At 73.7% G+C, this 24,063-nt stretch carries 3 protein-coding genes; all 3 read right to left on the bottom strand.

Going from position 1 to position 24,063, the window contains the following annotated elements; all coding sequences use genetic code 11:
• Positions 1-454: 454 nt before the first annotated feature.
• Genes IE272_RS23730 through asnB form a run of 3 tightly spaced genes read right to left on the bottom strand, consistent with a single transcriptional unit; the run spans position 455 to position 24,059 of the window.
• Positions 455-1,414 (bottom strand): LysR family transcriptional regulator, encoded by a 960-nt coding sequence (locus tag IE272_RS23730; protein WP_056704533.1) that lies wholly within the window; start codon positions 1,412-1,414, stop codon positions 455-457.
• Positions 1,411-22,026, bottom strand: a complete 20,616-nt coding sequence (locus IE272_RS23725) for an SDR family NAD(P)-dependent oxidoreductase (RefSeq protein WP_190007889.1) — start codon at positions 22,024-22,026, stop codon at positions 1,411-1,413. The genes IE272_RS23730 and IE272_RS23725 overlap by 4 nt, the downstream gene beginning before the upstream one ends.
• Complete coding sequence (asnB, locus tag IE272_RS23720) at positions 22,023-24,059, bottom strand: asparagine synthase (glutamine-hydrolyzing) (protein WP_190007879.1); 2,037 nt, start codon at positions 24,057-24,059, stop codon at positions 22,023-22,025. Before asnB ends, IE272_RS23725 begins: the two co-directional genes overlap by 4 nt.
• Positions 24,060-24,063 lie beyond the last annotated feature (4 nt).

Here is a 24,063-nt window from a genome sequence, read left to right as displayed (position 1 = left end):
GCGGTGGGGCCGAGGGGCCCGGTGGAGAGCCGCACCACCGGGCCCGAGGCGTCGCGGCAGGCGGCGCAGGCACCCGCTGCCGTGCCCGCGCTCCTCGTTTCCCCAGGACACGTGCCGCACGGCCGCGTCCCGGATGTCCGCCACGCCCGGTACGGCGGCCCGGTGGAATACATTCGCGGGTGGAATACATTCGCGGCGGGACCGAGAAATACTTTTCCTCGCACCCGGACGACGGATATCCCGAACAGGGCGATCTCACCGGCGCACGGAAAGGAATCCGAGGGTCTTGGTTCCCCTGCCGGCGGTCCATTATCCTCTCCGAGCGCCCGGGAGAACCCCTGCCGGAGAAAACGCTCCGTGCTCGTTTCCCGGAGCCCCACCGTGAGAACGACGGTCTGCTCGGCGCCGCCGACCCGCGGTGGGCGGTCCCCCGCAGCCCGTGCCCGTCCTGCCGTCACGGGCCCGCTCGGCCCAGGGCCGGGTGCGCCGGTTCGGCGGGTCCGCTCCGGCTCGCCCGCACCGTCGACCCGAGCACCTCCAGGAAGGCCATGCCGCGGCCGCTCATCGCCAGGCCGGGCATCATGGCCACGCCGAGGGAGGCGGGAGGCAGGTCGCCGGCGATCCCGACCCTGCGGACCCTCCCCCCGTCGAGGGTCGTCGTCGCCCGGCTGCGCTGGTACATCAGCGCGAATCCGGAGCCGGCCGCCACGAGACCGCGCACCGTCTCCACGCTCGCCGCCCCGATCACCCGCGGCAAGGGGACTCCCGCGTTGGCGAACAGCTTCTCGGCGTGGCGGATGTCGTCGGGCGTGTTCAGGGTGACCAGAGGGCGGGCGGCCAGCTCGGCCAGCTCCACCGGCCCGCTCCCGCCCAGCGGGTCGCCGTCGGCCAGCACGGCGTGGACGGGCAGTTCGGCCAGGGCGTGGAACCGGGCGTCCCCGGCCAGGAAGTCGTACGTGACCGCCAGTTCGCAGCGCCCTTCGCCCAGGAGGGCCGCCAGCCGGTCGGCCGGCTCCTCGTGGACGGTCAAGCGGAGGTCGGCGTAACGCTGCCGGGTGAGCTGGTGGACGCCGGGCAGCAGGAACGGTGCGAGTGACGCGAGGAAACCGACGTCTAGCCGGCCGACGGCGCCCCCCGCCAGGGCGTCGCCACGCGCCTTGAGATTCCTGGCCCGCCCCAACAGGTCCCGGGCCTCCCGCAGCAGATGGCGGCCGCTCGGGGTGAGGGAGACCCCCCGGGCGTGATGCCGCAGGAGGAGTTGAACGCCGAGTTGGCGTTCCAGCCTCATCACCGCCGAGGAGACCGTCGACTGCGAGGCGCACAACTGCTCCGCCGCCTCCGATATGTTGCCCACTTCGGCGGAGACGACGAAGTACCGCAGTTGCGCGAGGCTGAAGCCCAGGCCGTCGCTCATCGCGTGCCTCCGGCCCGGGCCCGCAGGGTGTCCAGCCAGCGGTCGACCGTGAGCGCGGTCGCCGCCGCGTCTTCCTCCAGCAGGGAGAAGTGGTCTCCCGCCAGGTCGGTCCGCCGGTGCTCCAGCGGCCAGCCGGACCGCGCGTCCTCGCCGAGCAGTTCCAGCAGGGGCCCTTCCTGCGCGGCTCCCACCAGCAGGGTCGGGGTGGTTACCGGCAGCGGTCGCCAGTCGTCGAGCAGTTCCCCGTACCGTGCCATCGCCGTCACCTGTTCGTCGGCGAGGAGCAGGCGCGGGAACCGGTCGAGCAGCCGCCGTGTGATCACGGTCATGCCCCCGAGCATCGCCGCTCCGGTCGTCCGGGGGGTGTCGAGCAGCACCAGCCCGGCGGGGGGTGCGCCCTCCGCCTCCAGCCGACGCACCACCTCGTGGGCCAGCCAGCCGCCGGAGGAGTAGCCCGCGAGGGCGAACCCGCCGCCCCCGAAACGTCGGAGCAGGGTGGCTGCCAGCCGTTCCGCCGCCGCCTCCAGGTCCGCGGGCAGCGGCTCGCCGGGGCGGTAGCCCGGAAGGGAGGCGGCCCAGACCTGGCGGCGGCCCCGGAGCGCACCGGCGAAGTTCACGTACTGGTGAGCCCCGGTGGGGGCGATCAGCGACGGCAGGCAGACCAGGTCGGGCTCCCGTCGGCCGTCCGACAGCCTCAGCAACTCCGGCTCGTCGCCCGCTCCGGACGCGAAGACCGGCCGGAGCCGGGCGGCCATCGACAGCAGGTCGCCCGCCTGCTGCGGGGTGCCGGTCTCCAGCACCGTGCGGAACAGGGCGGCCACCGAGCGGGGGGAATCCTCCGACGGCCGCGGCGCGGGCCCGGGGACGAGCCGCTCCCCCGCATCCGGGTTCAGGCGCGCCACGAGGGCGTCCACCCGCGGGCCGCCGCTCGTAGCGAAGTGGTCGGCGAGCTCCCCGACGGACTCGGCGTCGAAGAGCAGGGTGGACGAGACCTCTCCGAGGTCCTCCCGCAGGGCGTTCGTCAACTGGAGCACGAGGATGGAGTCCATGCCGTAGTCGCTGAGCGGGGTGGAGAGGTCGATCCGGTCCGCCGGAATGCCGAGGGTCTCCGCGGCCCGGTCACGGAGGTACCCGGCCAGGACCTCGGTCCGGCTCCCCGTGCCGGCGGCGGACGGGGCGACCGCTCCCCCGGCGTCCAGGGGGTGCGCGGGGACCTGGACGAAGGCGGGGACGGGGGCGGGGCGCTGCGGGACGGTACCCGTGCCGGCCGGGGACGACGGGGAGTCCACCGCTACCGAGGCCACGGCTTCCCGGTGGGCCGGAGGCCGGTGACCGGCTTCCCGGTCGGCCGGCTGCGTGCCCGTGGCTTCCCGGCCGGCCGGCCGCCTCCGCTCGGGCTTCCGGGCCGCGGGCCCGCGGTCGGTCCGCCGGGCCACCGCCTGCCGGGCCAGCCCGTCGCTCTCGGCTGCGATGATCTGCTGTCCGAGCTCCCGTGCCTCCGGCAGGACGGGCACGACCGCCGAGAACCCTTCGCTCTCCAGCACCTTCCGCCAGTTCTCGGGCGACAGTGCCGGCGAACCCGGTACGCGGAGCGCGTCGTCCTCGAAGAGCCACCAGCCCTCCAGCAGGCCGAACGTGAGGTGGCTGGAGACGTCGAACGCCGCGAGTTCGTTGAGCAGGAGCCACCCGCCGTCGCGCAGGGCCGCCTTCGCGTTGCGGATCGTGTTCCGGGTGTCGCGCGTCGCGTGCAGCACGTTGGCGGCGACGACCAGGTCGTAGCTCCCGCTCTCCACCCCCTGCTGCCCGGCCAGCGGTTGCTCGGCGTCGAAGCGGGCGTAGGAGAGGTACGGCACGTCGGGTCCATACGCGGTACGGGCGTGGTTCAGGAACGCCTTCGAAAGGTCGGTGTACGTGTAGGTCTCGATGTGTTCCTGGAAGGGGCGCAGCGCGGCGAACATGCCGACGCTCGTTCCGCCCGTGCCGGCGCCGATCTCCAGGATGCGGATTCGTGCCGAGGGGTCCAGGCGCAGCCGTTCCGCGACGACGGAGACCGCGGCGTCGGCCATGGCGCGGTTGTACAGATCGGCGACCCGGTTGTCGCGGTAGGTGCCTTCGACGAGTTCGACGGAGCCGCGCGGGAACAGGATGTCGGTCGGCCTGGTCGCACCCGTGAGGATGCCGGGCAGGGCCCGGAGCGTGGCGTCGAGCAAGGTGAGTTCGGCCGCCTTGTCGGGGTCGGTGGACCACCGGGCGCGGCACTCGTCCCACTCGCGTACGAGGGCGTCCAGCGACGGGGCCGTATCCGGCACGAAGCGGAGCGCGTGGTCGAGCCAGGTCGCGTACCTGTCCGTGATCCCGGCGCGCCGGCGGAGCCGGTCGATGTCGTCGGGGGACGTGGGAGCCCCGGGGCCGCTCAGCCCGCCGAGCGCTTGCAGGTGGCCGCGGACCATCCTCGCCAGCAGCGGGTCGCGTTCGTCCGCCCGCCACGCGGCGATCGCGCGCATCGACTCCCACGCGGCGGGCAGGGCCGCGGCCGACGCGACGAGGGCGGGCGCCACGCGGGTCCGCGCCCTGGGGTGGACGGTGACCCGCGTCGTCGGGTCGAGCGCCTCGATGGCGTCGAGGTCCTTCAGTCTGATGAAGCTCAACTGGCGCTGGGGGCCGCCGAGCAGGGTGTCGAGGGCGTCCATCGCCTCCGGCGCCTCGATCGAGAGGAGGCCCCAGCGCGCCATGTGTTCCTTGTGCCGCTCGGTCGAGGCACTGCCGACGCTCCCCCACCATCCCCAGTTCATCACCTTGACCGGGCACGGCCAGTGCCGGTCGAGGAAATGGGCGTAGGCGTCGCCGAAGGTGCAGCCCGCCGCGTAGTTGCTCTGGCCCGCCGCCGTCGTGAACGACTGGACGGACGAGAAGAACAGGGCGAAGTCCAGCGCCTCGTCCGCGAAGACCTCTGCCATGGCCACCCCGACGTCGACCTTCGCGGCGAGGCTCGCCCGCAGGGTCGCCTCGTCCATCCGCGCCAGGCTCTGGTCCCGCAGGTCGAGCGCCGCCTGGACGATGCCGTGGATGCGCGGGTGGCGGCGCTTGACCTCCTTGTGGGCGAGGCGCAGTGACGCGGGGTCGGCGGCATCGGCCGACAGATAGCTCACCCGGCCGCCGGCCTCGGCCAGCCGTGCGTCGATCGACGCGTCCCGCGGTCGCCGGCCGATCCAGATCACGTGGGCGTCGTGGTTCCGTACGACATGCCGGGTCCACTGGGTGCCGAGTCCGCCCGCGCCGCCGATCACGACGTAGACGCCGCCCTGCCGGTACGGGACGGGCTGTGTGTCGCCGGGCTCGTTCGGCGCCCAGCGGCGCGCCAGCCACTGGCCCGCGCGGTGCGCCAGGGGGTCGTCGCCGGTACGGCCGGGGGGCGCCAGGAGGTCGTCGGGCAGCTCGGCGGTGTCGAGGTCGGCCCGGCGGACGGACCAGTTCGCGTACTCCTGTGCGAGCGACCCGAAGAAGCCGTGCAGCCCGGCGTGGGCGGGTGCGGTCGGCTCGTCGTCGTACGTGGCGAGGGCGCGCCGGGTGACCAGGGTGATGCGGAGCGGGCGTGCGTCGTGTCCGGTGCGGACGAGGGCCTTGGCCGTGCGGAAGGCCGCGACCACACCGTCCTCCTGAGCCGCGCCGAAGCCGGCGGTGTCGGTCGGCAGGAGGGCCGGCCCGTCGTCCGGCCCGGGACCGGGCGCGATCCAGACGAGGTGTCCGACCGGACCCGCGGACCGGAGCCGGGCCGCGATCTCCTCGGTCGTCGTGCCGGGGGCGAGGTCCCACGGGGTGGCGCCCGGGTGCCGGCCGACGAGCGCGGCCCGCTGTTCGGCCGTGCCTCCCACCACGAGCACGTGGTCCGCGAGGTCCGGGGCGTGTCCGTCCGGGGTGTACGCGGCCACGGATTCCCACACGGGTGCGAACAGGGAGGGCACCGGCTGCTTGAGGCGGCGCGAGGTGTAGCCGGTCATCCGTACGCAGACCCGGCCGTGGACGTCGGTGATGTCCACGTCGAGCCGGCTCAGCGCGGTCGCGGGTCCGGTCCCCTCGGCGACGCGGACGACGGCCCGCGCCGAGGACGGGCACGGGGCGAGGAGTTCGAACCGGTCGAGCGCGAAGGGCACCGCGGTCTCCAGGTCGGCCGGTCCGTCGCCGAGGTGCAGCGCGATGGACGCCTGGATGGCGGAGTCCAGCAGCGCCGGGGGAAGAACGGCGCCGCTGTCGGCGGGGTCCGCGCCGGCCGGGAGTTCCAGCTCGGCGAGGACGGTGCCGGTGCCGGTGTCGACGTACGCCTCGCGGACGGCCCGGAGCGACGGCCCGTGGACGATGCCCATCGACGCGAGCGCCTCGCGGACGCGCGTCGCGGACACGGTCGTCGTGCAGGTCGCGCGGAGTGACGTGAGGTCGACGCGGCCGGGACGGGTCGTACCGGTGCGGGACACCTGTCCGGTGGAGAGGACGGTGGGGCCGGTGCCCCGGTCCGCACGCGTGGTGATCTCGAAGGTGAGCCGGTCGTCTTCGCCGGGCTTCACCAGGACGTCGATGTCCAGGGGCCCTCCGTCTCCGGCGGTGGCCGGCCGTACCCAGGTGATGTCGCGCATCAGCAGGGGGGCCGTCGCGTCCGCGCCCCAGAGCCGGACAGCGGTCTCCCGCGCCAGTTCGAGGTGGACGACGCCGGGAAGGACGTGCTGTCCGCGCACCGTGTGGTCGCGCAGGACGGGATCGGCGTCCGTGAACACCGCGGAGGCGCGCAGTGCGCCGGGAGAGTCCGGTGCCTCCGACGTCCGGTGGATCAGCGGGTGGCCCGCCGCCGGGCGTTTCCCGGGGGTGCCGGGGACGGGCCGCGGCGCGGGGGGCGGCGGGCCGGCCCAGTGGCTCTCGCGGGCGAACGGGTAGGTGGGCAGAGGGACCCGCCGGTGGGATCCGGCCGGGAAGAGCGCACCGTAGTCGAGGGCGGCGCCCCGGACGAAGCAATCGGCGAGGACGGTGAGGTCCGCACGGCAGGCGTCGGTGTCCGCGCGGTACGTGCCGACATCCGCGCCGCGGTGCTCGGCACCGGCCCGGGGCGCGCCCGCCCGGACGTCGGCGGGCCGCGCGCCGTGCTTCTCCGCTTCCGTCGCGGCGGCGGCGCATCGCGCGCGGCGCTCCAGGCACGCTTCGCCCCGGCTCGGGTCCGCGCCCGGCCGGCCATCGCCCTCCGGCGCCGCCCGGCCGGTGAACGCCTCCGTTCCGTCGAGCCCCGCGTCGAGGATCCTCAGCAGCTCGGCGCGGTCCCGCGCCACGCAGGCGAACCGGTGGGGGAAGCGGTCCCTTCCGACCGTGAGCGTGTACGCGAGGTCGCCGAGGTCCGGGGCGTCCCCGTGGCGGATGTGTTCGGCCAACCGGGAGACCTGTTCGGCCAGTTGCTCCCGCGAGTGCGCCGAGAGGACGACCAGCCGCACGGGCCCGGGGGTACGGGGGCGGGTCCGCGTGGTGTCCGGTGCCTCCTCGATGACGAGGTGGGCGTTGGTGCCGCTGGCCCCGAAGGAGCTGACGGCGCCCCGGCGCGGCCCGCCGTCGGACGGAGGCTCCCACGCGTGGTGGCGCGTGCTCAGGTAGAAGGGGCTGGTGTCGAGGTCGATGGCGCCGTTGGGCTTCTCGAAGTGCGGCGAGGCCGGGATCTGCCGGTGCCTCATCGCGAGGAGGATCTTGAAGACCCCCGCGATGCCTGCGGCGAACTGGGTGTGCCCGAGGCTCGACTTGACGGAGCCCAGTGCGCAGAAGCCGGTCCTCTCCGTGCCGGCCCGGAACACCCTGCTGAGCGCCGAGAACTCGATGGGGTCCCCGAGCGGGGTGCCGGTTCCGTGCGCCTCCAGGAGCTGGATGGACCCGGCGTCGATGCCGCAGGACGCGTGGACCTCGCGGAGCAGGGCCTCCTGCGAGACGGAGCTGGGCGCGGTGATGCCGTTGGTCGCACCGTCGTGGTTGCTGCCCGTGGCGCGGATGACGCCGTGGACATGGTCCCCGTCGGCGATCGCGTCGCGGAGCCGCTTGAGCACGAGGACGCCGACACCCTCGCCGGGGACGAAGCCGTCTGCGCGGTGGTCGAAGGTGTGGCAGCGGCCCGTCGGCGAGAGCATCCCGGCCCGCCCGGCCAGCTCGTAGAGGCGGGGGGTCGTCTGGACGAAGACACCGCCCGCCAGTGCCATGTCCGTCTCGCCCGACCGGAGCCCCCGGCAGGCGAGGTCGATCGCGACGAGCGAACTGGAGCACGCCGTGTCGACCGCCAGCGCGGGACCCTTCAGGTCGAGTACGTAGGAGATGCGGGCCGGGATCAGGGATGCCATGTTCCCCCAGAAGGCCTGGGCCGGGCTGTTCTCCCCGACCAGCTCGTGGTAGTCGCCGTTCCAGCAGCCCGCGTACACCCCGCAGCGGGACCCGCTGAGGTGCCGTCCGGCGTGGCCCGCGTCCTCCAGGGCCTTCCACGCCTCTTCCAGGAGCAGCCGCTGCTGGGGGTCCATGACGGCGGCCTCGACGCCCGAGATTCCGAAGAAGAGCGGGTCGAACCGGTCGATGCCGTCGAGGAATCCCCCCTGCGTGCAGCGCGCGGACCCGTCGGGTCCGGTGGCCGGGAGGTCCCAGCGGGTCGCTTCGGTGATGAGGTCGTCGCCGTTCGCCAGATGGGTCCACAGCGCGTCGAGGGTGTCGGAACCGGCGAAGCGCCCGCTCATCCCGATGACGGCGATCGGTTCAGGGCCGGTCGGCGGTCCGGCGGGAACGGAGCCGTCGGCGGTTGCCGGGCGGGGGGCGGTGATGCCGCGGCGCGTCGGGGCGGGGCCGTGGGCCGGGGGCGCGGGGGGCGGGGGGACGGGTGCGGGGGCCGCCGAGGGCCCGTACTCCGCGAGCAGGTGCGCGGCGAGGCGGTCGGCGGAGCTGTGGTCGAAGACGACATCGGTCGAGAGGTCGGTTCCCAGCTCCTCGTTGAGCACATGGACGAGACGGACGGCGAGGATGGAGTCGAGGCCGTAGTCGGCGAACGCGAGCCCGCCCTCGATCTCGTCCTGCGTCATGACCAGGACGTCGGCGATCTTCGCGCGCACCAGCCGCGCGAGCCGTTCGCCGGGGGCGGTGCCGGCCGGGTCCCGGGGCTCCTCCGCGGTGCGCGGCTCGACGGCCGCCGGGTCTCCGGGCGCGGTGTGCGGCGTGACGGCGTCGGGGGCGCCGGCCGGTGTGCCGGTGACCGCGACCGTACGGGCACCGGGACCGGTGTCGGCATCGGCGCGGGCACCGGTGTCGGTCGCCTGCCCGGCAGGTTCCAGGTCCCCGATCCAGAACCGGTCCCTCGCGAACGGGTAGGTCGGCAGGGAGATCCGGCGGGGCGGCGGCACCGCCCCGGGCAGTGCCCGCCAGTCCAGGTCCATCCCGTCCGCCCAGAGGGCGGCCAGTTTGCCGTACTTGCCCTCGCGGCCCCACCGTTCGGCAAGCAGTTCCCGGAGGTCGTCGTCGGCCCAGATCCCGGCGGCCGCGCCCCGGTCCTGCCCGGTGCTGCCCCGGTGCAGGCCCGGGACCGCCGTCCCGTCGCCCGTCTCCGCGAACGTGCCCAGCGCCCGACGGAGTTCCGGCACCGAGAACACTGTCACCGCCAGGCGCTCCTTCATCGCCTCGCGTCCGGACCGCAGGGTGAACGCGAGGTCCGCCAGGCGGACCGTCCGCCCGTGCGCCTCCTCCCGTTCGAGGAACGCCGCCAGGCGCGCGGCGGAGTGCCGCAGCCCCTTGGAGGTCCGTGCCGACAGCACGACGAGCTGCTCGCCGTCGTCGGCGGACCGGTCGACGGGGGCGTCGGACACGTACTCCTCGATGATCACGTGCGCGTTCGAGCCGCCGGCCCCGAAGGACGAGACCGCCGTGACGCGTGGCCGTGGGGACTCCCAGGGCGCGAGGGTCCGCTGGAGCCGGAACGGCGTCTCCTCGAACCTGATGCCGGGGTTCGGTTCCTCGGCGTGCAGGCTCGGGACGAGGGTGCGGTGCCGGAGCTGGAGCACGGCCTTGGTGACACCGGCGATGCCCGCGGCGGCCTCCAGGTGCCCGATCACCGACTTCACGGAGCCGATCGCGCAGAACTGGCGGTCCCCGGTGAACTTCTCGAAGGCCAGCGAGAGCCCCTTCACCTCGATCGGATCGCCGAGTTCGGTGCCGGTGCCGTGCGCCTCGACGTAGCCGACCTCGCGCGCCGAGATCCCGGCCCGGGTCAGCGCTTCGCCGATCAGTTCCGCCTGGGCGGCCGGGCTGGGCACCGTGTAGCCGTTGGACCGGCCCCCGTGGTTGATGCTCGTCCCCCGGATCACGGCGAGCACCCGGTCCCCGTCCGCGAGCGCGCGCGCCAGCGGCTTCAGCAGCACCGCGCCGACGCCCTCACCGGGGACGAACCCATCGGCGCCCCTGCCGAAACTCCGCACCCGCGACTGCGAGGACAGCATGCCGGAACGGCAGAGTTCAACGTAGTCGGACGGGTGCAGGTACAGGTTCACGCCACCGGCGACAGCCAGCTCGCAGGAGCCCCGGCGCAGGTGCTCGCAGGCTTCGTGGATCGCCGTGAGCGAGGACGAGCACATGGTGTCGATCGTCAGGCTGGGGCCCCGCAGGTCGAGGACGTAGGAGGTACGGGCGCTGAGCGAGGCGAAGGAGAGCGCGGGCGCGATCCGCTCGCCGGACGGCAACCGGGCCTCGCCGTGCCGTGCGTGGCCGGACTTGGTCACTCCGGCGAAGACGCCGACGCGCCGCTGATGGCGGCGGGCCAGCTCCTCGCGGGTGTAGCCCGCGTCCTCGATCACCTCCCAGGATGCCTGGAGGAAGAGGCGCTCCTGCGGGTCCATGGCGTACGCGTCGCGCGGTGCGATCCGGAAGAAGTGCGGGTCGAACGCGTCGAAGTCCTCCAGGAATCCGCCCCACTTGCTGTAGCTGAGCCCGTCGGCCACGGCGGTGGCGCGGTCCGGCTCGTAGAAGCCGTCCAGCGGCCACCGGTCCCCGGGGATCTCGGTGATGCGGTCGCGTCCGGCCGTGAGGTTCTGCCAGAACTCGTCGGGGTTCCGTGCGCCCGGATAGCGTCCGCTCATCCCGATGATCGCGATGGCGTCGTCCCGGTCGGGCGCGCCGGACGGTGCGGGCGCGGCCCGGGGAGCTTCGGGGGCGCCGGGAGCCGTGGCGGTCTCCCGGCCGGTCCGGATCGGCGGGCCCTCGAGGTGGTCCGCGACGGCGCGCAGGGTCGGTGCTTCGTAGAAGAGCGTCGTCGAGGTCTCCCCGAACACGGTGTACAGCTCCCGGTTGAGCTGGACGACCATGACGGAGTCGAGGGCCAGTTCGTCGAGCGGCCGGTCGAGGTCGATGGCGTGCGGGGGCAGTTTCGTGACCCGCGCGAAGATCCCGAGCACCGACCGGAGCGTGTCCCGGCCGGGGGCCACACCGTTCACCGCGTCCGGTACGGACGCCGGGGCGGGCGCGGGCACGGTCTCCGCCACGGCGGCAGGGGCGGGCGCGGACCGGTGTGCGGGGGCCGCCGCCGGGTCGGGCTCGGCCTTCTCCGGGTCTCCGTGGTGCACCCAGATCTGGTCCTCGCCGGCCTCGCCGAGGCGCCAGGCGTCCAGGAGGGCGTCGAGCCCGGCGTCCGAATCCATGGGGACGAGGCCGCGGTGTCGCCGGAGGTACGCGCGGGTCGCGTCGTCGACCGCCATCCCGCCGTCCTTCCAGAGCGGCCACGCGATCGAGACCGTGCGGCCCGATCGTCCGCCCGCGGCGACGCGCGCGTTGCGACGGACGGCGAACGTGCCGAGGTGGGCGTTGGCCGTGGCGTAGTCGGACTGACCGGGGTTGCCCGTGACGGCGGCGCCGGACGAGAAGAGGAGGAAGGATTCCAGCGGCAGGTCCGCCGTGGCCCGGTCCAGGTGGACCGCGCCGTCGACCTTCGGCGCCAGGACCCGCTCCCATTCCTCCGGGGTCTTCTCCTTGACGTACGCGTCCTGGATCACGCCCGCGGCGTGGATGACGCCGTGGACGGCGCCGCTCCGCTCCCGTACCTCCGCGACGAGATGGCGCACCTCCTCCCAGCGGGAGACGTCCGCGACGGCGTACCGGGCCTCCGCTCCCGCCTCCCGGAGTTCGGCGAGGAGCCGGTCCGTACGGGGGCCGGGTGCCGACCGGCCGACGAGGACGAGCTCCGCGTGGTCGGTGTCCCGTGCGATGCGGCGGGCGACGACGGCTCCGATGCCGCCGACGCCGCCGGTGATCAGGTAGGTGCCTCCCGAACGCCACGGCGTGCCCGCGCCGACGGCCGTGCGGGGGGTCCAGGTCCGGACGAGGCGTTCGGCGTCCCGGTGGCGAACGAGCGGGTCGTCGGCGTGCCGTGCGTTCTCCAGGACCGCGTCCGCGATCCGGCTGCGGTCGCTCGCCCCGTCGAGGACGAGGACCTGCCCGGTGATCCGCGGGTTCTCCAGGGCCGTCGTGCGCAGGAGCGCCGAGAGGGCCGGAGCAGCCTCCTCGTCCTCGGTGCCCGACGTCACCACCTGCAGCAGCGTGGTCCCGTCGTGCGCCTCCCCCACGAGCGTCCGGACGAGCTCGAAGACCTGCCGTGACAGGTCGGTGAAGCGGGTCTCCGGGCGCTGCCCGGCCGTCGTGACGGCGTGGCAGAGCACCCCGGGCAGCAGGCGCTCGACGCCGTCCCGCAGGGATGCGGGTGTTCCGCACAGGACGACCACGTGACGCCGGTACGGGGAGCCGTCGGCGGGGCGCGGGGCCCCGGTGGCGGCCCTCGGCGTCCACCGGGGCACGAACAGCGTCGTCGCCGAGGCCGGAACGGGGGCGGCTCCCCCCGTGGGCGCGGAGACCTCGGGGCGCTCCAGGCCGGCGGCGGGGGCCGGGGTGGGTGCGGGCAGCGCCGGGCTCCGGGGAATCCAGTACCGGTCGCGTGCGAACGGATAGGCCGGGAGGTGCGCACGCCTCGGCGTTCCGGAGCCGTCGGGCCCGTACAGCCGGCGCCACTCGGCCTCGCCCCCGCCGCACCAGCGGGCGATCATCCCGGTGAGGCCGTCCCGGTCCTGACCGGGGGCCGGATCCGGTCCGCTCCCCGAGCCGCTGATGAACTCCCCAAGCCGGGAGATGAGTTCGCCGCGGGAGGAGACGGCCCAGCCGACTCGTTCGGCCATGGCCTCCCGTCCGGTCTGGAGCGTCCACGCGATCGAACGGAGCGAGTCGGTGTGCCGGGCGTCCTCCAGGTGTGCGAGCAGGCCCCGTGCCCGCTCGCGCAGTTCCCGCTCCGTACGCGCCGAGAGAGGCACGGCGGCCCGGCGGCCCCCGGTGACGTCCAGGTCCGGTGCCGCCTCCTGGGCACTGCCCGGGTACTCCTCCAGGACGACGTGGCAGTTCGCACCGCCGAAGCCGAAGCTGCTGACCCCGGCGCGCCGGGGAACGGGCGCACCGTGCGGGCCGGTCGCCCGTTCCCAGGGTTCGCACGCACGGACCATGCGGAACGGGCTGCCGTCGAGCTGTATGTACGGGTTGATCTCGTCGCAGTTCCGGGAGGGCGGCAGCGTGCCGTGCTCCATCGCGAGGACCGTCTTGAGCAGGCCCGCGATACCGGCCGCGGCTTCGAGATGGCCGATGTTGGCCTTCACCGAGCCGAGTGCGCAGGTTCCTCCGCCGTCGCTCCCCAGCCGCCGGAACGCGCTCCGCAGCGCCTGCACCTCGACGGGGTCGCCCAGGGGCGTGCCGGTGCCGTGGGCCTCCAGATAGCCGATGGTGCGGGGGTCGATGCCCTCCATCGCCCGCACCACGAGGTCCGCCTGGGCGGCCCCGTTCGGCGCGGTGAGGGAGTTCGCCCGGCCACCGTGGTTCTCGGCGCTCCCCACGATCACGGCGAGGATCGCGTCCCCGTCGCGCTCGGCGGCGGCGAGCGGCTTCAGCACGACCGCGCCGACGCCCTCGCCCCGTACGTAGCCGTTCGCGTCGCTCGCGAAGGTCTTGCACCGTCCGTCCGGGCTCAGCATGCCCGCCTGTGCGGCGCTGACGAACGTGTCGACGCTGAGGAGCAGGTTCACCCCGCCCGCTATCGCGGCGTCGCAGGCCCCGGACCGGAGCGCTTCGACGGCTCGGTGGACGGCGACGAGCGAGCTGGAGCAGGCCGTGTCGACCGGCTCGCTCGGACCGTGGATGTCGAGGACGTACGAGATGCGGTTGGCGAGCATGGAGTGGGCGTTTCCCGTGGAGGTGAAGGCGTCCGGCGGGGTGCCGTGGGCGGCGAGCAGCGTCGCGTAGTCGGTGCCCGAGACGCCGAAGAACAGCCCGGTGCTCGCCGGCAGGCCCGCGGGGGCGTACCCGCTGTTCTCCACCGCGTTCCAGACGGTCTGCAGTGCCAGCCGGTGCTGCGGGTCCATCAGTTCGGCCTCGCGCGGCAGGATGCGGAAGAAGGCGGCGTCGAAGGCGTCCACCCCGTCGAGGACGCCCGCGTGGCGCGGGAAGTCGGACGCCTCCACGATCCGCGCGTACTCCTCGTCGTACCGGTCGACCGGGAAGGCCGTCACCTGGTCGGTCCCGGCCGCCAGATTGGCCCAGTACGCGTCCAGGTCGGGGGCGCCGGGGAAACGGCCGCTCGCTCCGATGACGGCGATCGGGAAGGCGCCGTCCGTGCCCGCCGGGCGTGGGGCGGCGTCGGGGATCCGGGCCTCCTCCCGGCCGTCCCGGTCCCCGGGGGTCCTGGCAGAGGTCTCGGAGGGCCGGGCCGCCCTGGCAGGGGTATCGGCGCGGGCCGGAGTCCCGGTGGACTGTTCGTACGCCGTGTGCAGGGTGGCCGCGTGCTCGGCGACCAGGTGTTCCCCCAGCGACGCGAAGGTGTTGCGGTCGAAGAAGATCGCGGGAGTCAGCTCGACGCCGAGCCGCTCGCTCGCCTGCGACGCCAGGGCGACGAGCGAGATCGAGTCGAAGCCGAAGGCGTCGAAGCCGGTGCGGGCGTCGAGTTCGTCGGGGTCGAACTTGAGGATGCCGGACGCCAGTCCGCGCAGTTCGTCGACCGCGAAGGCCAGCAGCCGCCCGGTCTCCCCCGGTGTCCCGTCGTTCGCTTCCCCGCTGCCGCCGCCAGCGCCTGCTGCGGTCGTGCCCGATGTCCGTGCGGTCACCTCCGGGTCCTCCCTCGGCCCTTCGTCGTCGCCGCACCAGAGGCCGGCGAGGACACCGACCACGTCGCCGTTCCGGTCCAGCAGCCCGACCGATCCCCCGATGCCCTCGCCGGACCCGGTCACGTCGAAGACGGCGTACGCCACCGGGACCCGGCCGTCCGCCCCGTCGGCGAAGATCCGGATCTCGTCGATCCGGTGCGGTGCGCTCCGCGCCCACCGGGGGTCACCCGTGCGCTTCGCCTCGAACTGCAGTCCCTGCGCGACGGCCTGGAGCACCTCCGGAGCGAGCGTGACACCGGGCTTCACCCGGTCGTGCTGGAGCTCGGGCGTGCCGATCCGCAGCGCGAGGCGTCCGTCGCGCAGGCGGAACACCTCCTCGACACCGCCGAGTTCGGGGGCGTACCCGACTCCGCCCTCGGCCAGTTCCGCGAGGAAGGCGGCCGGGGAGAGCGGTTCGGCCAGGTCCGGTGCCAGCGCCCCGGGGAGCAGGCCGACGAAGGGTCCGGCGTCGGCGTGCCCGGACGGCCGCGTCCCGCCGCCCCCGTCCGCCGGCAGGCCGAACTCCGCCACGGCCGTCCGTCGCCCCGACGCGTCCTCCGTGTGCACGGCTCCCGCCGCCGGCTTCCCCCCGGCGGCGTCCAGGACCGTCACCAGGCGCGCCGCGGCCGTCCAGTCGACCGGGCCGAGGAGACGCAGTCCGCGCACGACCGCCCCGTCGGAGAAGCCGGAGACCTTCGCGGCCGCGATCGCCAGGTCGACGGCGAAGGTGGGAACGATGCCGCGGGTCCTGTCCTGCCGCTCGCCCAGGGTGCGGCCGTAGTCCAGGAGATCGTCCAGGTGCACGTCGAGGACGTACCGCAGCCCGGTGACGTCCGACGCGTTCCTGCCGAGGAACGGGTGCAGCTTCTCCCGCAGGGCGAGCGGCGCGGTCACGGACGGCGCGCCGTCCTCCCGCGCGACCCAGCACCGTACGCGCTCGAAGGGGTACGCGGGAAGGGAGACGCGGCGGGGCGCGGGCGCGTCCTGCGCGTCGGCCCGCTGCCAGTCGACGCTGCTCCCGCCCACCCAGGCGGTCGCCAGGTCGCGCAGGTCCGCGGCGCGGGCGCCGCCGCCCGCGAGCGCGGCACCGAGGTCGCTGTCGCCCGCCAGTCGACGGTCGACGGCGGCCAGCGCCTCGTCCCCGGTCCGCGCGAGGAAGGCCCACCGGTGCGGGAGTTCGTTCTTGCCGACGCGGAGGGTGTGGGCGACCGAGGGGAGGTCCGGCGCCGCGGCCCCGGCGAGGAAGGCGCGGAACCGGGTGAGGTAGGCCAGCAGCGCGGCGTCGTTCATCGCCGAGAAGACGAGGAGCTCATCCCGCCCGCCGGGTGCGCTGCCGCGCGCTGCGCCGTCGTGGCGCGGGTACTCCTCCAGGATCATGTGGGAGTTCATCCCGCCCGCGCCGATCGAGGTGATCCCGGCCCGGCGCGGATGGGTGATCTCGCGTCCGTCGACGGTGGTGACGGCCGGCTTCCAGGCGGTGAGCTCCTGCTGCACCCGGAAGGGGGTACGGGAGAAGTCGATGTCCGGGTTGATCACCGAGCTGTGCAGCGAGGGGACGAGCTGTCCCCGCTGGAACTGGAGGAGGACCTTGGCGATGCCGATCATTCCGGCGGCGTGCAGCAGATGGCCCATGTTCGACTTCACCGAGCCGATCGCACAGAACCCGGTCTCCGGGGTGTACTTCCGAAAGGCGGTGGTCAGCGCCTTGACCTCGATCGGGTCGCCCAGCGACGTCCCCGAGCCGTGCGCCTCCACGTAGCTGATGGTCCGCGGGTCGACCCCCGCGTCGTCGATCGCCTTCTCGATCGCGCGCGCCTGCATCCGGGGGCTGGGGACGGTGAACCCGTTGCGCACCCCGGCGTTGGCGAGGGCCGTCCCCTTGATGACGGCGTACACGTGGTCGCCGTCGCGCTCGGCCTCGACGAGCGGCTTGAGGACCAGGGCTCCGACGCCCTCGCCGAGGATCGTCCCGTCCGCCCCGAGACCGAAGCTCCGGATCACCTCCGAGGTGGCCGTCGTGAAGTGTTCCTGGGACGAGCTGATGAGGTTGTACGGGTGCAGGAGCAGGTTCACCCCGCCCGCGACCGCCATCGAGCACTCGCGCGCCCGGAGCATCTGCACGGCCTGGTGGACGCAGGTGGAGGATCCCGAGCACATGGTGTCCACGAAGAGGGAGGGTCCCGTGAAGCCGTAGAAGTACGACAGCATGTTGGGCAGCGTTCCCGTGTAGCTGCCGCTCGCTGCGGACCCCCGGGTGAGGCCGTTCTCGAATCCGTAGAGGCCGTAGTGGTTGCTCATGGATCCGGCGAGCACACCGACGTCCCCGTCGTACTTCCGGCGTAGCGTCTCGCGCGAGTAGCCCGCGTCCTCCAGTGCCTCGACCCCGGCCCGCAGGAACAGCCGGACCTCGGGCGACATGTTCTCGGCCTCGCGCTTGGAGATGCGGAAGTAGCGGGGGTCGAACGTGTCGATGTCCGAGAGGAACGTTCCGGTACGGATGGTGCTCTTGCCGAGGACGCCGCGGTCGCGGCTGTAGATCGCGTCGTGGTCCCAGCGCTCGCGCGGCACCTCGCGGAACTCGTGGCGGCCCTCTTCGAGTACCGTCCAGAGTTCGTCCAGGGTGTCGGCGCCGGGGTAACTGCCGGAGACGCCGATGATCGCGATGTCGTGGTAGTCGTCGCGCGCGCCCGGGGCCTCGCTGCGGCTGCGCGCGGACAAGGGGGCCTCTTCCGCCACCGGACGTTCGGCCGTGGCGGGAGGACCGGCCGCGACCGGAACGTCAGGTGCGGCCGGAAGGTCGGCCGTGGCCGGCGCGGCGACCGTGTCCGCGGCGTCGGCCGCCTGACCGGCGGTGGCCCGGTGCGGGGCTCCGGCGTCGGGGACGGACCGCAGCACCCCGGCGTGCTCCGCGACGAAGTATCCGGCGACGCCCGCGATGTCGGTGTACTCGAAGAAGATCGTCTTGGGCAGCGGGCCGAAGAGTTCTTCGAGCGCCGCGGTCGTGTCGAGGATGGCGAGCGAGTCGATGCCGTACTCGATGAGGTCGACCGTCTCCTCCAGCGTCCCGGGATCACGGTGGAGCGCCTCGCCCACGACCCGGCGCAGCAGGGCCGTCGCACGCTCCGTCAGCTCTTCGTCGGCGACGGTGGAGGCCGTGTCCGAGGGAGCGGAGTCGGCGGGAGCGGAGTCCACGGGGCCGGTGGCCGGCGCTTCCGGGGGCGTCGGCGCGGCCGTGAGCGTCGCGGCGGCGCCGTGCGCCACCACGACGTGCGGGGGCGCGTCGCCCAGGACGCGGCCCAGGAGCCGCAGGCCGTCCTCGGTGGGGAGGGGTTCCCAGCCCCGGTCCCGTCGCATCGTCCTCAGCGTGACCGCGTCCACGGACATCCCGCCGTCGGCCCACAGTGGCCAGCTCACCGCGCGGGTCCTGCCGGTCCGCTCGCCGATGTCGACGAGCGCTTGGCGGTGGTGGGCGAAGGCGTCCAGGAAGGCGTTGGCCGCCGCGTAGTCCGACTGACCCGCGTTGCCGAACACGCCCGCCACCGAGGAGAAGGCGACGAAGAAGTCGAGCGTGAGGCCGCGCGACGCGGCGTCGAGGTGAAGGACCCCGTCGACCTTCGGCGCCAGCACCGCCCGCAGGTCGGAGGCGTCCTTGGTGAAGACGTACGCGTCGCGGAGGACGCCCGCCGCGTGGACGATGCCGTCGATGGTTCCGTGGGCCTCGGTGATGGCGCGGACCGCCCGGTCCACGTCGGTGCGCGAGACCACGTCCACGGGGACGTGGTGAGCGTCGACTCCCGCGTCCCGCAGCTCCCGCAGGGCCGCCTCGCTCGCGGCTCCGTGCTCCGACCGTCCGCTCAGGACCACGGTGATGCCGGGGTACCGGCCGAAGTAGCGGGCGACGTGCCGGCCGATCCCGCCGAGGCCGCCCGTGATCCAGTAGACCCCGCCCTCCTTCAGCGGCGGGACCTCGGCCCCGTCGCCCAGGTGCAGTTCCCCGGGCCGTGACGCGTGGCGTGTGCCGTCGGCCCCGTACCGGATGTCGCAGTCGGCCGACGGGTCCGCGGCCTCCGCCCGCAGGATCTCGGCGATCCGCTCCGGCGGCGCGGCGTCGAGGTCAGCGACCCGCACGACCCGGCCCGAGACGCGCGGGTTCTCCTGGACGACGGTCCGGAACAGGCCGGTGAGGGGCGCGTGATAGTGCCGGGGCGGCCGGTCGTCCACGAGTACGACGAACCGCCGGGGCCCTGCGGGCTTCGACCGCACGACGTCGGCCACGTCCCGGAAGGCCAGGTCCAGCGCAGCCCCCGCGCCCTCGGCGACGCGGCCGGGTTCGACGTCGGGGAGCCGTGCGACGGTGAATCCGGTGCGGTCCGCCACGTCGGCGGTGTGCCGGGCGGCGCGTCCCCCGAGATACCCCCGTGCGACGGGTTCGGGTCCGGTCCCGTCATCGGGTGCGCCGAGGGGGGCCGGCACCCAGGAGACGGCGGCGGTCACGGTGTTCCCGCCCGTTTCCGGGCCGGTTCCGGGGGCCGCCCCGGCCGGTTCCGTCCGCTGGACCAGTCCGCGCAGACTGACGCTCATCGTGCCCTTCCCGTCACAGAGATCGATGTCGAACATGTCGAGCGGGCCTCGGCCCTCGCGCCGCCGCACCCATGCCCAGGTCTCGGGCGCGCAGGGACCGTGGACCGTGAGTTCCTCGAACGCGAAGGGCAGTGCGGGGGCGGACCGGCCGCCACCGGTGGCCGGCGAGGTGTCCGCCAGGAGGACGACGGAGGCCTGGAAGGCCGCGTCCAGCACGCTCGGCGGCAGGACGTATCCGGTGTCCCCGGCCCCACCCGCTTCGGGTTCGACGATGCGTGCGACCAGCTCCCCCTGCCCCAGTCGCAGTTCCCTCAGCCCGCGCATGGCGGGCCCGTAGTCGAGCCCCCGGTCGCGGAACTCCGCGTACACCTGCGCGTGCCCGCGCTCGCGGGGGCACGCCGCCAGCAACCCGGCGAGGTCGAGCCGGGCCGGTTCCCCGGACCCGACGGTCTCGGCCAGGCCCGAGCTGTGCACGGTGCCGGGGGCCGTTCCGGTGGAGATCTCGAAGGCGAGCGCGCCGGCGTCACGCGGGGTGAGGCCCACCCGGACCTCGGCCGGCCCGTCCCGCACGACCAGCGGGCGCGACCACCCCATGGTGCGGAGGCGGACGGCCGGGGGCGCCCCGGCCTCCCGCCCCGCCGCACGGGCCACCGCCGCACGCACCATCTCCACCTGCGCCGCCGCCGGGAACACGGGAGTGCCGCGCACCCGGTGCGCGGCGAGGAACGGCTCCTCCCCGGTGAAGGTCGAGGTGAAGCGCTGTCCTCCGGAGCCGGGGACGGCGGCGTGGAGGAGGGGGTGCGGCACCGCGGACCGGGACTCGGCTCCCGGCTCCGTCCGCGTCCTCTCCGCGCCCGTCCGGGGCGGCTCCGTGCGCGCGGTCTGCGCGGTCTGCGCGGTCTGCGCGGTCTGCGCGGTCTGCGCGGTCTGCGCGGTCTGCGCGGTCTGCGCGGACGAACGATTCGCCGTCGCTCTGCCCGCATCCCCCTCCTTCGGCCTCCCCGCGTCGCCTTCCTTCGGCGGAACCCTGAACCAGTGGCGCTCGCGGGCGAACGGATATCCGGGGAGGCGCACGCGTCGCGGGGCCGCCGCGGGGTCGCCGTCACCGGGCCGCTCCGCCCAGTTCGCCGTCCCGCCGGCCGCCCAGAGCGTCGCGGCCGTCCTCAGGCCGGTCGCGTCCGCGGCGTCGGCACGCACCGCCGCACCCAGGTGGACCTCTCCCCCGGCCCGCTCACCGTCCGCGAACGCCACCAGCAGAGCGACGAGTTCGGCACGGTCCGCGGCGATGAACGCAACCCGCTCCCGCATCGGGTCGCGGCCGATCCGGAGGGTGTACGCGATGTCGGCGAGTGCCTGCGCGGGCTGCTCGCACAGATGGGTGAGCAGCGTGCGGGCGACCTCACGCAGCCGCTCCGGTGTTCTCGCCGAGAGAGGCACGAGATGTGGGCCGGGCGGGTCCGTCCGGCGCGTCTCGTCAGCGAGGTGCTCCTCCAGCACGACGTGCGCGTTCGTGCCGCCGAACCCGAAGGAGCTCACCCCGGCCCGGCGTGGCGGGACGCTGCCGTCCGGGCCTGCGGGCGGCGCCTCCCAGGGCCGGGTCTCGCGGACGACGTGGAAGGGGCTGTCGTCGAAGCTGATGAGCCGGTTCTGCTTGCGGAAGTTGACAGTGGCGGGCAGCGACCGGTGTGCCAGGGAGGCGATCACCTTGGCGATCCCCGCGACCCCGGCGGCCCCTTCCAGATGCCCGATATTGGTCTTGACCGACCCGATCCCGCAGCTCGCCGGCCGGGCGACGGTGCCCTGCGCCGCGTGGAGGTTCCGAAACGCGGTCTTGAGCGCCATGACCTCGATCGGGTCGCCGACGGGCGTGCCCGGGCCGTGCGCCTCGATGTAGCTGACGGTTTCCGGGCGGATTCCGGTGCGGGTGTAGAGCCCTTCGATCAGGTCCGCCTGCGCGGTCGGACTGGTCACGGTCAGGGAGCTGGTCCGGCCGCCGTGGTTCGTGGCGACCCCCTTGATGACCGCGTGGACGGGGTCGCCGTCCGCGACGGCCCGTGCGAGGGGTTTCAGCAGGAGCACCGCTCCGCCCTCGCCGCGTACGTAGCCGTCGGCGCCCTGGTCGAAGGCGCTCGCACGGCCGGTCCGCGACAGCATGCTCGCCTGGCTGAAGGCGACGAAGTGCTTGGGCGACCAGATCAGGTTGACCCCGCCGGCCAGGGCGAGGCCGCACTCTCCGTGACCCAGTGCGCGGACCGCTTCGTACACCGCCACCAGCGAGCTGGAGCACGCGGTGTCGTTGGTGATGCTCGGACCCTGGAGGTCGAACTGGTAGGAGATCCGGTTCGCGATGATCGAGTAAGCGGTACCGGTGGGGAAGTAGGCGTCCGTCCGCACCCCTTCGCGTTCCATCATCTCCGCGTAGTCCGCGTGGCAGACGCCCATGAAGACGCCCGTCGCGGTACCGGCCAGATCGCCCGCCGCGTACCCCGCGTTCTCCACTGCCCGCCAGGCGAGTTCGAGCGCCATCCGCTGCTGCGGGTCCATGCTCTCGGCCTCGCGCGGCGATATGGCGAAGAAGTCGGCGTCGAAGCGGTCCGCGTGCTCGACGAAACCGCCCCAGACGCTGTTGGTCTTCTGCGCCCCGCGCCGGGGATCGCCGAAGTACGCTTCCTTGGACCAGCGTTCGGGCGGTACCTCCGAGATGAGCGACCGGCCCGCAAGAAGGTGTCCGGCGAGTTCCTCCAGTGTCTCGGCGCCGGGGAAGCGCAGAGCGAGTCCGATGATGGCGACGTCGTCCGCCGCCGGCTGCGGTGCGACCGCGCTCATCGGGGGCCTCCTGCCCCGTGGAGGGCGTGCGCGGCCGGCCACGCTCCCCGGGAGCCCCGGAGATCGACGATCGTTCCCGCCTTCAGCTCCGCTTCCGGGGGGCCGTCCTTCCCCCGGTCCCGGCCGCCCGCGAACTGCTGGTGGAGGACGGCCGTCGAGAGCAGGTAGACGAAGGCCTGGTCCTCCTTCGTGCTGATCCCCTCGCTGGGTGTCGCCATGATCTTCGCCACGAGCCTTCTCGCGAACACCGGGTCGAGGCCGTCGATCTTCCGCAGCTCCGTGTCCGAGAGCAGCAGCTCCAAGTAGTCGGGCCGGTGCTCCTTGAAGACGGCCGCGCCGGGGGCGCGGTAGGGCTGCTTGCGCCGGGCGAGGCTCGATTCCGGCAGCTCGCCCCGGAAGGCCTCCTTCAGGATGGCCTTCTCCTCGGAGCCGTCGTCGAACCGCAGATTGACCGAGGCCGCCGCACGGACCACCGCGGGATCGAGGAACGGGCAGCGGTTCTCGATGCCGTGGGCGAGGCTCATGCGCTCCCCCTGGGTGGAGAGCAGGTAGCCGGGCAGCAGGGTCTTGAACTCGAGCCACTGGGCCTTCTGCACGGGGCTCAGTGCGGCGTATCCGGGCGTCGATGCGGTCAGCGCCAGGAGATCCGCGAACGGATCACCCCGTTCCTTCAGCAGGCGTGCGGCGAAGCGGCCGTTCTGGTAGCGGAGTTCGTGCGAGAAGAGACCGGGGAGCCGTTCGACGGCGAACTGCTCGAACAGGCCCTTCAGCCGGGCCCGGTTCGCGGGACCGAAGTGGCTCAGCTCCGGGTGGAGGCGCCCGATCCCGGCCATGCGTTCGTCGTCGGAGAGGTCGTGCCACGCGGCGCGCAGCAGGGTCTCGCGGAAGAGCGAGTAGCCGAGGAACGCCTCGTCGGCGCCCTCGCCGCTGAGGATCACCTTGATGCCGGCGTCGCGTACATGACGGGAGAGCAGGTACATGGGCACGAACGCCGTACGGAACGCGGGGACTTCGGCGTGGTACACGGCGGACGGGAAATTCGCGGCGATGTCCGCGCCGCGCACGGCGATGGACGAGTGGAGCGTCCCGAGGTGCGAGGCGACGACGTGCTGGCTGCCGGATTCGTCGAAAGCCGCCTCGTCGAACTCGACCGAGAACGTGCGGACCGCGTGCGGGGAGAGTTCGGTCGCCAGTGCGGTGACGATGGACGAGTCGAGGCCTCCGCTCAGGTAGACACCGACCTCGACGTCGCTCCGCAGCCGCATCGCGACGCTTTCGCGGAGGGTGTCGCGGACGAATGCGACCGCTTCCGGGGCGGAACCGGTGAACGGGTCGGTATCGATTTCGAGTTCGGCGTACGTGGTCAGATCCATGCGTCCGCCGCGCACGGTCAGGAAGCTCCCCATGGGCAGTTGGCGGATGTGCCGGAAGGGGGTCCGGTCGGGCAACGGGGTCCACACCGCGAAAGCGGAGGCGAGTTCTCCGGGGTCCAGTTCGAAGCGGAATCCGGGGAATGCCTGGAACGCCTTCATCTCCGAGGCGAAGAGGAAATCCCCGTCCCGGCCCGTGCCGCTCCCCCGGCCACTGTAGAAGAGCGGGCGCTTGCCGTACCTGTCGCGGGCCAGGAAGAGGTCCCCGGACACCGCGTCCCGGATGGCGAAGGCGAACGCGCCGTTGAAACGGGGCAGACAGCCTGCTCCCCATTGGGCCCACGCCTGGAGAACCACTTCGGTGTCCGAGCGGGTGCGGAACCGCCGGCCGAGCCCTCGCAGCTCCCGGCGGAGTTCGATGTGGTTGTACAACTCGCCGTTGAAGCAGATCCAGTAGCGGTCGGACGGGTCCGCCATGGGCTGGGCGCCCGTGGCGAGGTCGATGACCGACAGCCTGACCGTGCCCATGGCCACCCCGTCATCCAGGTAGTAGCCCGCCTCGTCCGGGCCGCGGTGGCGGATGAGCGACAGCATCGAGGCCATGACCTCGGGCGTGGCCCCGGCGTCGAGCGAGGGCGAGACGAAGCCTGCGATTCCGCACATGCGG

It is taken from the genome of Streptomyces anulatus (assembly GCF_014650675.1).
Classification (GTDB): Bacteria; Actinomycetota; Actinomycetes; order Streptomycetales; family Streptomycetaceae; genus Streptomyces; species Streptomyces anulatus.
Note: the sequence above shows the minus strand (reverse complement) of the source record. Positions and strands in the feature narration are given on the sequence as shown.

Bases quoted from the DNA above. Each gene is read 5' to 3' on its own strand.
- IE272_RS23730 (WP_056704533.1), bottom strand. From the start codon at position 1,414: ATGAGCGACGGCCTGGGCTTCAGCCTCGCGCAACTGCGGTACTTCGTC.
- IE272_RS23725 (WP_190007889.1), bottom strand. From the start codon at position 22,026: ATGAGCGCGGTCGCACCGCAGCCGGCGGCGGACGACGTCGCCATCATC.
- asnB (WP_190007879.1), bottom strand. From the start codon at position 24,059: ATGTGCGGAATCGCAGGCTTCGTCTCGCCCTCGCTCGACGCCGGGGCC.